Annotated in this window: 11 protein-coding genes; 7 read left to right on the forward strand and 4 right to left on the reverse strand. The window is 52.4% G+C overall.

Annotated features, from left to right (window positions below; all coding sequences use genetic code 11):
* Positions 1–182: 182 nt before the first annotated feature.
* From BN1247_RS13190 to BN1247_RS13200, 3 genes are all read left to right on the forward strand, one after another.
* Complete coding sequence (locus BN1247_RS13190; protein WP_054950809.1) at positions 183–1,562, forward strand: MATE family efflux transporter; 1,380 nt, start codon at positions 183–185, stop codon at positions 1,560–1,562.
* A gap of 248 nt (positions 1,563–1,810) precedes the next feature.
* The gene (locus BN1247_RS13195) at positions 1,811–2,767 is read left to right on the forward strand and encodes a thymidylate synthase (RefSeq protein WP_054950810.1); all 957 of its coding nucleotides are present in this window, start codon (positions 1,811–1,813) and stop codon (positions 2,765–2,767) included.
* Positions 2,768–2,959: 192 nt separating this feature from the next.
* Positions 2,960–3,451, forward strand: coding sequence for a dihydrofolate reductase (locus BN1247_RS13200; RefSeq protein WP_054951650.1), 492 nt, complete (start codon positions 2,960–2,962; stop codon positions 3,449–3,451).
* A gap of 268 nt (positions 3,452–3,719) precedes the next feature.
* Here BN1247_RS13200 and BN1247_RS13205 read toward each other — a convergent pair whose 3' ends face one another.
* The 3 genes from BN1247_RS13205 to BN1247_RS13215 form a co-directional block, all read right to left on the reverse strand.
* Positions 3,720–4,871 carry an exo-beta-N-acetylmuramidase NamZ family protein gene (locus BN1247_RS13205; protein ID WP_054950811.1) on the reverse strand — a complete coding sequence of 384 codons (1,152 nt, stop codon included), beginning with the start codon at positions 4,869–4,871 and terminating at the stop codon, positions 3,720–3,722.
* Between the two features lie 195 nt (positions 4,872–5,066).
* On the reverse strand, positions 5,067–5,774 hold the full coding sequence (locus BN1247_RS13210; protein ID WP_054950812.1) for a PIG-L deacetylase family protein: 708 nt from the start codon (positions 5,772–5,774) through the stop codon (positions 5,067–5,069).
* A gap of 48 nt (positions 5,775–5,822) precedes the next feature.
* Entirely contained in the window at positions 5,823–6,776 is a 954-nt protein-coding gene (locus BN1247_RS13215) for a GNAT family N-acetyltransferase (protein ID WP_054950813.1), read from the reverse strand.
* A gap of 428 nt (positions 6,777–7,204) precedes the next feature.
* Between BN1247_RS13215 and BN1247_RS13220 the strand changes: the two genes are divergently transcribed.
* The 3 genes from BN1247_RS13220 (at position 7,205) to BN1247_RS13230 (ending at position 10,395) form a co-directional block, all read left to right on the forward strand.
* Positions 7,205–7,930 (forward strand): ThuA domain-containing protein, encoded by a 726-nt coding sequence (locus BN1247_RS13220; protein WP_054950814.1) that lies wholly within the window; start codon positions 7,205–7,207, stop codon positions 7,928–7,930.
* 172 nt (positions 7,931–8,102) lie between these two features.
* A complete protein-coding gene (locus tag BN1247_RS13225) occupies positions 8,103–9,140 on the forward strand; it encodes a Gfo/Idh/MocA family protein (RefSeq protein ID WP_054950815.1) in 1,038 nt (345 codons plus the stop codon).
* A 286-nt stretch (positions 9,141–9,426) separates the two neighbouring features.
* Positions 9,427–10,395, forward strand: coding sequence for a sugar phosphate isomerase/epimerase family protein (locus tag BN1247_RS13230; RefSeq protein ID WP_054950816.1), 969 nt, complete (start codon positions 9,427–9,429; stop codon positions 10,393–10,395).
* Positions 10,396–10,486: 91 nt separating this feature from the next.
* Here the strand turns inward: BN1247_RS13230 and BN1247_RS13235 are convergent, their stop codons facing one another.
* Positions 10,487–11,434, reverse strand: a complete 948-nt coding sequence (locus BN1247_RS13235) for an N-acetylglucosamine kinase (protein ID WP_054950817.1) — start codon at positions 11,432–11,434, stop codon at positions 10,487–10,489.
* 413 nt (positions 11,435–11,847) lie between these two features.
* On the opposite strand from BN1247_RS13235, the gene BN1247_RS13240 reads away from it, so the two are divergent.
* Complete coding sequence (locus tag BN1247_RS13240; protein ID WP_054950818.1) at positions 11,848–13,002, forward strand: iron-containing alcohol dehydrogenase; 1,155 nt, start codon at positions 11,848–11,850, stop codon at positions 13,000–13,002.
* Positions 13,003–13,097 lie beyond the last annotated feature (95 nt).

A 13,097-nucleotide genomic window follows, 5' to 3' on the forward strand; every position in this document is an offset into this window, starting at 1 on the left:
CCTTAATGATCCAGGATACCGATCGCGACTTGCGCCATACCGCTACTCATTATCTAGCAAAGGAAGAGTTCAAAATCATGTAGAAACGGCGGGGAGTATGGTAAACTAAATCGGACGACTAACCTTCCGCGCGGAACGCGATTTTAAAATAGGCTTGTCACTACTTACTAGAGGGATCGACAATGGAACAAACCTTTTCGTTGCGCCAAAAGGCGCGCCAGCTCTTTATTATCTTATTGCCAATCTTAGTGACGCAACTTACGTTGTATGCGATGAACTTTTTTGACACGGTCATGTCTGGACACGCGAGTGCCGCTGATTTAGCTGGGGTGGCGATCGGCTCGAGTCTTTGGGTACCTGTCTTTACTGGGCTGAACGGTATTTTGCTCGCGTTGACGCCGATCGTCGCGCAATTTGTCGGCGCGGCACGTACAGAACGCGTCCCTTTCACCGTACAGCAAGGAGTTTACCTCGCCCTCGCGATTTCCGTCCTCGTTATCGCCTGTGGGGCGTTAGTACTGCAACCGATTTTGAACGGAATGGATTTGGAAGACGGCGTACGCTATGTCGCTTTGCACTATCTGATCGCGCTCGCTTGCGGTATCGTCCCGTTGTTTGTGTACACTGTGTTTCGCTGTTTCATTGACGCGCTCGGCGAGACGCGGGTGACGATGGTGTTAACGTTGCTCACTTTGCCGATTAACATCGGCCTCAACTATGTCCTCATTTTCGGTAAGCTCGGTTTTCCGCGTCTCGGCGGCATCGGGGCAGGGTACGCTTCGGCTGTTACTTACTGGTGTATCGCCAGTTTTGCTTGGTATGTCCTGCGGCGCCGGCAGCCGTTTGCCACTTACCGTCTATTTAGTAAGTGGCACAACATCTCGCTCGCCGCGTGGAAAGAGCAGTTAAAACTCGGCGTCCCGATCGGGTTGGCCATTTTTTTTGAGACGAGTATTTTTTCCGCGGTGACGTTATTAATGAGTCGGTTCAGAACGATCACCATCGCGGCGCACCAGTCGGCGTTGAATTTTGCTTCCTTTTTGTACATGGTGCCAATGAGTGTGTCGATGGCGTTGACGATCGCCGTCGGATTCGAGGTCGGCGCCAAACGGCCACGCGACGCCAAAACGTACAGTTACATCGGCATCGCGATTTCGTTAGTCGTGGCGATATGTTGCGCGCTCGCTTTGTTCATTTTTAATGAGCAAGTGGCTTATCTTTACACGAATGAGCCGACCGTGCTGGAACTGACGCGACAGTTTCTTATGTACGCCATATTTTTCCAACTATCGGATGCGATCGCTGCGCCAATCCAAGGGGCGCTGCGTGGCTACAAAGACGTCAACGCGACCTTTGCTTTGGCGCTCATTTCCTATTGGGGCGTCGGGCTGCCGCTCGGCTACGTGTTAGCCACTTATACGTCCCTCGGCGCTTTCGGCTACTGGATCGGTTTAATTTCTGGACTCGCCGCGGGGGCAGTCGGACTGTTGTGGCGGTTACTTGCCATCCAGCGACGGCATGAGACGCTTGTCGGCGGACAGTCTTCTGCGGCAAAGGTTTAGTAGGTTGACAGGTGCTTGTGAGAGAGGATGTTGTGTGGCTTGCCTTAGTGCATCACACGACTAGCGCCTGTCACCCGGCGGTAAATCGTGTCGCGACCGCGTAAAGGCCTCCTGTGTGGCCGTTCTTGGCGACGATTTCTGCCATGATACTAACGGCCATTCGGAGCTAGTTGGAGCAGCCATTCATTGGTATAATAACGGAAGCACACATAGGCAGACACACAAAACGGCAGAGGTGAAAGTCGACGATGAGCAAAAGCGAACAAGAGTATTTGGAATTATGCGAGCAAATTTTACAAAATGGTATAAAAAAAGAAGACCGCACAGGGACAGGGACGCTTTCGATTTTCGGGCACCAGATGCGGTTTGATTTAAGCGAAGGCTTCCCCTTACTGACGACGAAGCGAGTCCCGTTCCGGCTCATTGTGAGCGAACTGCTCTGGTTTATTAAAGGTGACACGAACATCGCCTACTTACTGCGTCACAACAACAACATTTGGAACGAGTGGGCATTTAAAAAATGGGTAGAAAGCCCTGCCTACAACGGTCCCGACATGCGCAATTTCGGGTTGCGCGTCCAGCAGAATGACCAGTTTCGCCAGCAGTACGAAATAGAAATGGCGGCCTTCAAAAAGCGCATTCTCGAAGATGAGCCATTTGCAAAAACGTACGGCGATTTAGGTCACGTTTACGGACAACAGTGGCGCGCATGGAAAACGTCGGCCGGCGAGACGATCGATCAATTAAAAGACGTTATCGAAGCGATTAAGCACAACCCGACGTCGCGGCGGCTCATCGTCACGGCATGGAATCCGGAAGACATCCCGAGCATGGCGCTGCCACCTTGCCATACGTTGTTTCAATTTTACGTATCAGAAGGGAAATTATCGTGCCAACTGTACCAGCGAAGTGGGGATGTGTTTTTAGGGGTGCCGTTTAATATCGCCAGTTATGCGTTATTAACGCACCTTATCGCGCACGAGTGCGGCTTGGCCGTCGGCGACTTCATCCACACCCTCGGCGACGCACACATTTACTTAAACCACGTCGAACAGGTGAAATTGCAACTGTCCCGCACGCCAAAAACCCTCCCGACATTGTGGTTAAACGGGGACGTGCCGTCAGTGTTCGCCTTCGATGTGCCTGATATTCGTTTGGAAAACTACGAGCCGCATCCGGCAATCAAGGCTCCCGTTGCGGTGTGAGGTGACGAGTGCCAATTAGCTTAGCGAAACGCCGAACGATTGTAGCATTTGGAGAATGCGTACGGGATGCGTCGCACGACAAACGCGGTGTGCGCACCGTACGAGCATCCATGCTTGGGGCAGGGCCAGACGTACAAGTGTGCCAAGTGCCGCGTTTGTGATATTATTTTTACTAAAAAGGCTGTGATTATAATGATCGTATCGCTCATCGTCGCCATGGATCAAAACCGAGTCATCGGGTACAACAACCGCTTGCCGTGGCACTTACCGCGGGAATTGCAATACGTGAAGAAGACGACGATGGGACACCCGATCGTCATGGGGCGCAAAAACTACGAATCGATCGGCCGCCCGTTACCCGGCCGGCGTAATATCGTCTTAACGCGCAATCGCACGTTTACCGCACCAGGTTGCGAGATTGCCTACACGGTCGACGACGTTTACCGCATGTGCAAAGGTGAAGCTGAGATATTTATTTTCGGCGGCGAACAAATATACAAGCTATTTTTACCTGTGGCAAACAAACTGTATCTAACGAAGATCCACCACTCCTTCCCAGGGGATACATTTTTCCCCGAGATAGATACGGACGAATGGAAAGAAGTGTCTGCCACCCAAGGCATAACCGATGAAAAAAATCCGTACACGTATTACTTCCACATTTATGAGCGAAAAAACGTGTAATGGCACGACACCTTTTATGTCGTCGCCCCGCTTTTTGTGTAACCCGCTCTCGCTCTTTTTTGGTGAGAAAGATCACGAAATAAAAGGTCTGTACCGCTACAGACCTTTTATTTGTGAAAGACGTTCCCGCCGGCTTTCATACTCGACCTCTGCCACTACTCCCTACGGCTGTTTTTTATCTAGCTATTCAGCACCAGGCTACTATTTCCCCGCTGCATACCACCTAACTGCATACCACCTAACTGCACACCACCTAACTGCATACCACCTAGCGGTACAACGTGTACGGCAATGCACATTCCTTAAAATCTGCCACTTCCTCGGCACATTTTTCCAAAAATACTTCTGTCGATCCGCCCAAAATGTGCGCGCGGAGGCGGTCCGTCCCAGCGAGCAAATCAAAAAAGTAGCGCCCGTCCTCACTGAGCGGTTGGAAGGCGAAATCCTGTGGATACAGTTCGGCCACCGTCTCTAATAGCTTCAAGCCCGTTTGCAACGCCTGAACCGTCCGCCGCTCGGTGACGTGCAGTTGGACTCCTTCACAGCGAACGCCGCAATGTTTTTGGTACGTCGGCACGAAGGAGATCGGACGGGCGATCACCCCGGGAACACCCCGCGCGTTAAACCGCTTCGCCAGTTCATAGCCATCGACGTACGGCGCCCCGACATATTCGAACGGCCGCGTCGTTCCCCGCCCTTCTGACAAATTCGTCCCTTCGACAAGACAAGTACCCGGATACAACACACTCATATCGATCCCGGTCGTATTCGGAGATGGCGGTACCCAAAACAGGCCCGTCTCGTCATAGTACATGTCGCGCCGCCATCCCTCCAGCGGTACAACGGTCAGCTCACACGCAATCCCGAACGCGTACTTAAACAACAACGCTAGCTCCCCAATCGTCATCCCGTGCCGATTCGGCAGCGGAAACATGCCGACAAACGATTGAAATTCAGATCCAAGTAAATTACCCTCAACTTGCACGCCGCCAATCGGGTTAGGTCGGTCTAACACGACGAATGCCTTACCCTGCTCGCCGCACGCTTCCATGACATGGGCCATCGTATAAATGAACGTGTAATAGCGCGCGCCAATGTCTTGTAAATCGAATACGACGACGTCGACCGGATCCAACATTTCCAGTGTCGGCTTTTTTGTCGCGCCGTACAAACTGTACACGGGCAATCCGGTGTACGGGTCCGTCGACGAGGCGACTTCTTCACCTTCTTTCGCATCGCCGCGGATCCCGTGCTCTGGCCCGTACAACGCCGTCAACTGTATGTCGGGATGCGCGTACAACAAATCGATCGTCGGGACGAGCGCACTGTTCACCCCAGTCATATTCGTCACGAGCCCGATCCGTTTCCCTTTAAACTGCTCTACCCGCTGTTCCAAAAATACGTCTAAACCTACTTTCACCTTACCAATTCCTCCCCGTCCGGCACCTTTTTCTCTCTTAATATCCTTAAAGTGGCATACTATCACTCTTCGTGCTCATTTTGCTCAAGATCGCACGCTACCGCCTCATCTTGCCCACTGCTTGTCCGGTTCCGTCTTCCACCAGACCGATTCACTGCGACCAAATCCCGCGCATAGGCACGGTGGTGAGCAACTTTAAAAAAACTGCAACCGCTTCGTCAGTGACCCCCGCGGTACGGCAAACGCCTGTGCCCGTTTGAAACCAGCAGGCGCCCCACGTACGATTGTTAGCGCTTTATAGTATTCGATAAACGGGAAGCCCGACGTCTCTCCGCGCGCATAGGCATATACGTGCATCGCTTTCACCCACGTATCATACGCTTCCTCTGGGATGTCGATAAACACCTCCGGGTGAAAGTCGTGCGGGTCTTCCCAGTTGTCCGCGTAATATAAGTGCGGCGCAAAATGGGCGGGCAAATCGCGATTAATCGTCTTTAACGCCGCATAAAAGCGGGCATCTTCCACGATATGGTGCGTGTTCGTATGGTCCTTATGGATACTGCCTTTCCAATGAGTCAAAATAATGTCCGGTTTCACTTCGCGAATGACGTCGGCGACTTCGTACTTCACCGTATCGTTTAGCGGCAATTCCGCGTCTTTGTAGTCTAAAAAGCGCACATCGGCGCCGACAATTTCCGCAAACTGGTGTGCCTCTTCAATTTTCTGTTTGGCATAGTCTTCCGGAGAGAGCGTCGGATGCCCTTTTTCCCCTGGGGTTAAATGTAAAAACGTCGCTTTATGCCCCGCTTGCGTGTACTTGGCGATCACGGCTCCTGCCGTTAAGTCCAGGTCACCCGCGTGACCGCCAATCGCCAGAATGTGTGACTTTTTTTCGTTAGTCATTTTTTAGACCTCCCACACGTTTATCGTTCATTCCTCCACTCGTTAAAATTATAATAACTTCTTCATCACGTGAAAGTGACGGGTTACTGAAAATCCTGCTCGCTTATACAAATGACCGGCAGACGTCTTTTCGCCCGTCCACAAAAACCACGCCCCGTGCAAGCTTTCCGCCCGCATAAGATGTAAACATTCGTAGAGCAATATTTTGCCGAGCCCTTTCCCTTGTTGTCCCGGGTCGACACCGAACGGACCGAATCGTTCGGGAAAGCCTTCATAACCCCCATACAAGCAAAAACCGACTAACTCCCGTACCTCGCGGGCGATTAACAGGCGTTCTAACGGCAGCCCTTGTAAGATCCCTTCGCGAATCGCGCGTCCCCAATCAGGGTTAAACACGTCCTTCGCAAATTGAATCACCTCATACAAATCGCGATCCGCGGCTTGCCGGAACGTATACCCTTCCGCTTCCCGCTCTTTTTTCAACGCCTGTACGTCCTGCGGAATCTCGTAACCGACGAGTGAGCGATCCATCGCTACTGGTGAATACTGCACCGCAAACTGCTGCGCGAGTAAAAACTGATACGCTTCAGGATATGTCTTTTCATCGATACCGGGTAAAATGTAGTTCGGCGCATACGAAGCAAAAAACACGTGCTTGCGACCGTTAGCCTGCAAAAACTGGCACACTTCCGCAAACAACTGCGTCCCGATCCGTTGCTGGCGGTACGCCGGGTGTACGAAAAAAAACGGCATCCACCCGTTCTCCGACTCCAAGTCCGTGCCGTGCATCGGCATTAGCCGCCTTACACCGTACGCACACCCCACTAATTCACTCCCGGCAAACGCTAACTGCATCCCCTTCGGATCAAAATTCGCATCGAGCAATACGAGGTGACGAAAGCGCTTAGACGTGATCGGGTCCCGCGGCAAACAATCGTTCCACAACTGGACGATGGCAGCTTCATCCCCTGGTGTATACGTACGGTACGCGATCTTCCCCATCGTTCCTCCTCCTAATGTCTTTTATGTTTATGTACGACAACAATACGACAACAATACCACAAGTAATAGAAACCGGTTACATGAGACGCAACCACTTTTTTTATTCGGTACTGTTTAAGGTCTATTTTAACACAAGGAAACGTGTTGTTCGAAGCACTGCAAAACATATGAAAAAGGTAACAAAACAGATGAAAAGGTTCCTTTCACCAGTGACAAAACGTGTGGACAGAACACACCCGCTATCAATGGCATCACTTACAAATGTATGAACGAATACATTTTACAGTGGGTTTTCCGCCTTTCTTATCGAAAAGAGGTAGTCAGCGCTGTTCGTTCGGTGTATGCTGGGAGTATTGTTACAGTTGTACCGTTGTCTCATCAACTGATACTGGGGCACCCATCTCCTAACAAGGAAAAGGAGGATGCACATGATTAACGTCACTGTATGGAATGAACATCGCCATGAACAGACCAACCCGGAAGTAAGCGCAATTTATCCTAACGGCATTCACAACGCCATCGCCGACTTTCTCACCGCAGAGGATGGCTTAGCTGTGAGAACAGCAACGCTTGACCAACCGGCACACGGTTTGACCGCCGACGTTTTGGACGCTACCGACGTGTTAATTTGGTGGGGACATAAGGCACACAAAGAAGTAAGTGATACGGTCGTCGCCGCTGTGCAGCAGCGCGTCTTGGACGGAATGGGCTTGATCGTCCTCCACTCCGGCCACTTCTCGAAAGTATTTAAAAAGTTGATGGGAACGTCGTGTGATCTAAAGTGGCGTGCAGACGGTGAAAAGGAGCGCCTGTGGGTAATCGACCCGACCCATCCAATCGCTGCTGGCATCGGGCCGTACATCGAACTAACCGAGGAAGAAATGTACGGGGAACACTTCGATATCCCAGCCCCAGACGAACTCGTATTCATAAGCTGGTTTGCCGGCGGAGAAGTATTCCGCAGTGGCTGTACGTTTCGCCGCGGCAACGGCAAAATCTTTTACTTCCGCCCCGGACACGAAACGCACCCGACGTACCACGATCCTAACGTGCAGCGCGTCATTGTAAACGCCGTCAGATGGGCGCACCGCGTCAATCGCGAACGTCCGAGATATGGCTGGGTACCGCCGCTCGAACCGCATACACCGAGTTAATTTATTTGGCGTAAGCGTCAGGGCGCGATAACGTCAGTCGACATTGTAATCGTGCGACATGGCAGATGGCGAAAGAATCTCTGTCTACTAGCTCACTGTGGCGGAACATAAAATGTACGGATGATGTCTTTTGCTTTTTAACCTAAATAACTTTAAAGAGGTGACTGTACGTATGCAAAAGTTAAAAGTAGGTGTCATCGGGTGCGGCAGTATCGCTAGACACCGCCACTTACCGGAGTATGCAGCCAACGCACAGGTGGAAATTGTCGCCGTCAGCGACCCGCACACCGACCGCGCAGCAGAACTCGCAGACAAATACGGAGCCACCGCGTATACCGACAACACACAGCTGCTCGCGCATCCTGATCTCGCTGCCGTTAGCATTTGTACGCCGAACAACGTCCACGCACCGCTGACGGTAGCGGCTTTGAACGCTGGAAAACACGTGTTGTGTGAAAAGCCGATGGCGACGTCTCGCGAGGAAGCACTCGCAATGATCACCGCCGCGAAACAAAATGGCAAAAAACTGATGATCGCCCACAACCAGCGGTTCGTCCCGTCACACAAAAAAGCGCGGGAGCTTATTGCGAGCGGAGCCGTCGGAAAAGTATACAGTTTTCGCACTGCTTTCGGTCACAGAGGACCGGAAAGTTGGAGCATCGACGGTATACAAAGTTGGTTTTTTAACAAGAGCGAAGCATTTGTCGGCGCCATGGGCGACCTCGGCGTACACAAGTCCGATCTCATCCGTTACTTGCTCGGCGAAGAAGTCGTCGAAGTGGCCGCTTTCGTCGACACGCTAGCGAAAACGGATACAGATGTCGACGACAATGCGGTGTGCGTGCTACGAATGGCAAGCGGTGCGGTCGGCACATTGACCGCCAGCTGGTCGTACAACGCCGGAGAGGACAATTCCACAGTCATTTACGGGGAGAAGGCGACTCTCCGTCTCGAAGAAGATCCCGCACACCCGCTCATCGTGCAGTATGCGAACGGCGAGGTGGAACGCCACGCACTCGCAAGTATCCAGTCGAACGAAGAAGGTGAACAACACAATTCTGGGGTGATCGATCGGTTCGTCTCGTGCATTTGCGACGACAGTGAGCCCGCTGTCAGCGGCGAAGAAGGAATGAAGTCCCTCGCCGTCATTTTGGCAGCACTCGAATCACAAGAGGCGAAAGCAGTCGTGTGCATTGACGTCAACACATAAGCAAGTGGCGGATACGAAGGAGTGTAAGCGCTGATGTGTAAGCGATGACGAGTAAGCGATGACGAGTAAGCGATGATGACGGATCAGCGCCGAAGGCGGGTCAGCGCCCAAGGTGGGTCAGCGCCCAAGACGGGTCAGGCGCCGAAGACGGAGACACTCCAATGCGCAGACAACCGCGCGATGACGTTCACTGTATCGCATAAAGAGCCGTTCGAACCAGTCCTAACGATGAAAGTGAGCGTTTTTTCTATTAGCCTTTTTCTATTAATGAAAGGAGATATGAGTAATGAAACTCGGGGTATTTACAGTCCTTTTTTCAGATCGTCCCTTTACAGAAATGCTCGATGACGTGCAAAGCGCCGGTTTAAAGGCAGTTGAAATCGGGACGGGCGGCTTTCCAGGCAACGCCCACTGCCAACTCGACGAGCTGCTCGACAGCGCGGCGAAGCGGAAAAGCTATCTGCAAGAAATCGAGTCGCGCGGGCTGACGATTAGCGCCTTCAGTTGCCACGGCAACCCGCTCTCCCCCGACAAAACGTTCGCGCAAACATCGCACGATACGTTTGTAAAAACGGTACAGCTAGCAGAACTGTTAGAAGTACCAGTCGTCAACTGTTTTTCCGGTGTCGCCGGCGACTGCGACACGGCAAAATATCCGAACTGGCCCGTCGCCCCGTGGCCGAACGAATACGGCGACGTACTTAAGTGGCAGTGGGAAGAGAAATTAATCCCTTACTGGAAAGAGTGGGGGAGTTACGCGCAAGACCACCACGTCAAGATCGGGCTCGAGTTGCACGGCGGTTTCTTAGTCCATACGCCGTACACGATGCTCAAGCTGCGCGAAGCGACGTGTGAAGCTGTCGGGGCAAACCTCGACCCTAGTCATTTGTGGTGGCAAGGGATCGACCCCGTCGCCGCCATAAAAATTCTCGGAAAAGAGCAGGCGATCCACCATTTCCACGCCAAAGATACGTACGTCGACCAAGATAACGTCAACATGTACGGCCTCACTGACATGCAACCGTACAGTAACGTCCAAACGCGGGCGTGGACGTTCCGCTCAGTCGGCTGCGGCCACAGCGTGCAAGAGTGGTCCGACATGATGAGCGCCTTGCGCACGTATGGGTACGACTACGTCGTCAGTATCGAGCACGAAGATCCGCTCATGTCGATCGACGAAGGATTCATGCGCGCCGTGCGCAACTTGCAGTCCGTTCTCATTGAAGAACAGCCGACCGACATGTGGTGGGCGTAGAACCGCCATCGGTGGGCGTAAAACTGACATGTAGTGGGCGTAAAACCGACATGTGGTGGGCTTAAACCCGTGATGTGGTCGGTATAACGCGTCACGCGAACGACTTTTGCAACAACTGCTGCGGGGCGAGGCCGGCTTGTGTGTACGCCCAAGCGAGCGCCCCGATCACCGGTTCGACCTGCGGACGGATAAACTTAGGCGCAACGGCGAACGACTGCGCCATTTTTTGCGCCAACAATTGCTGCAGTGCCGGTTGGAACGCCCCGCCGATTAACCCGACGCGCGGCGCATCGCCCGTGAGGTCGAGTTTCGTAAGCGCGGTATGAATGGCGAGGGCTAACTCGTCGGCCGCCTCGGCTACAACCTCCGCCGCGACGCGGTCACCGTCAGCGTGCGCTTGGAACAGCTCATACGTAAACGAAGCGATCGTCTCTTTAAACGCACTTCCGTACAATTTTGGAATGAGATCGGCCGGTGAAGAAACTTGCCACTTACTTAGCGCCAACTCGGTTAAAGCAGTCGCTGGCCCGCGCCCGTCGTAAGCCTTCATCACTTGGACCAGCGCGCGCCGCCCGAGTTGGAAGCCGCTCCCCTCATCCCCTAACAAATAGCCCCAGCCACCGACGCGACACCGTTCACCCTTCTTGCCGATGCCGAACGTAATTGCACCCGTCCCCGCGATTTGCACGACACCCGGCCCGCCAAACGTCACCGAACCTAACGCGTTCATCCCGTCGTGGTCTAACGTCAGGCGCGGCTCCTTCCCGAAGGCCTCGCGCAAACAAGCGTGTACTTTTTCCGCTTGCGCCGAGTGACTCGTCCCCGCAACCCCCGCAAAAATGACGCTGTCACGCCAGCTTTGAACGTGTGGGGCAAGTTGTGCCTTTATCGTGTGAAACGTCTTTAGCACGTGTGCCTCACTCGTCCCGTTCAAGTTGGAAGATCCTGCGAGCGCCTCCCCGAGAATATTGCCCTCTGCATCGGCGGCGACTGCCGCCGTCTTCGTCCCGCCACCGTCAATCCCAATGTAGATCGTCACCTTTGTCACCCTTCTATGTTTTAGTCACTTGATGCAGCTCTTAATGCCATATCCGCTAAACGTCTGCTCATTCCAGTATACAGCTTCTGTTCAGCATACAATACGGGGCAATAACTTGTCACCGAAACGTCCACATTCACGGGCGGTGGATGGTTTTACTTGAATAATAATTTTATAATACATATGACATTTCACTATATGTTTTTTCGTTTTTTGAATGGATACGCTCGGGTGACTTCATAGTCGCCTCGCCCACTTACCAATAGTTTTTTTTTCGGACACATGTCGTTTCTAAATCATAATACGATACAAAACATGTTATAATACATAGTGAACACTAATGATAACTACGATGTGTTCACTTCAGTTTGTATCCGGTATGCAAACACACTTAACAAAAAGGGGACGTATTCATGTACGATTTCTTTATGCCCAACGTAAACTATTTCGGTCGAGGATCTGTAAAAATTACCGGTGAACGATGTAAAATTCTCGGAGCGAAGAAAGCGTTAATCGTCACGGATCGCTTTTTGCGCAATCTCGAAGGTGGGCCAGTCGATCAAGTAACAGCCTCACTACAAGAAGCTGGAATCGCTTTCGCTTTCTACGATGGAGTCGAGCCCAACCCGAAAGATACGAACGTACAAGACGGTTTAAAAATATACGAAGCAGAAAAATGCGACCTCATTTTGACTGTCGGCGGCGGCAGTGCCCACGACTGCGGGAAAGGGATCGGGATCGCTGCCACGCACGACGGCGATTTGTACGAAGACTATGCTGGCATTGAGACGCTGGAAAACCCGCTTCCGCCGATCGTTTGCGTAAACACGACAGCCGGCACGGCGAGTGAAGTGACGCGCCACTGCGTCATCACGAACACGAAGAAGAAGATTAAATTCGTCGTCGTCAGCTGGAGAAACACCCCCCTCGTATCCATTAACGACCCTGAGTTAATGGTGGGAAAACCGCCGGCACTAACCGCGGCTACCGGGATGGATGCATTAACCCACGCCGTGGAATCGTACGTCTCGCTCGGGGCGAACCCGGTAACAGACGCTTCCGCCATTCAAGCGATTAAACTCATTTCCAACAACTTGCGCCAGGCGGTCGCCTACGGGAAAAACATCGATGCCCGCGAAAACATGGCCCACGCCTCACTACTCGCCGGAATGGCCTTTAACAACGCCGGCCTCGGCTACGTACACGCGATGGCTCACCAGTTAGGCGGACTGTACGATATCCCGCACGGCGTCGCTAACGCCGTCCTCTTGCCGCACGTCGTGAAGTTCAACATTATCTCGAACCCGCAGAAATTCGCTGACATCGCCGAGTTTATGGGGGAAAACATCGAAGGGTTATCTACGATTGAAGCGGCGGACAAAGCGATCGACGCGATTAAGCGCTTGTCGACAGACGTCAATATTCCAGCAAACTTGCGCGCGTTAGGCGTCAAAGAAGAGGACTTTGAATATATGGCAAAAATGGCGCTGCAAGACGGTAATGCCTTTAGCAACCCGATTCAAGGGAAAGAGCAAGACATTATCGACATCTTCAAAGCAACGTATTAAGGTATTAAGCCTATTGAATGCATGGTCGTGGATAAAAATTGTGAAAGGCTGGTCTGACTACAGACTAGCCTTTTTCTAGAACGAGATGTAGTTGA

The sequence above is a fragment of the Numidum massiliense genome, from assembly GCF_001375555.1.
In the GTDB taxonomy this organism is placed as follows: Bacteria; Bacillota; Bacilli; order Thermoactinomycetales; family Novibacillaceae; genus Numidum; species Numidum massiliense.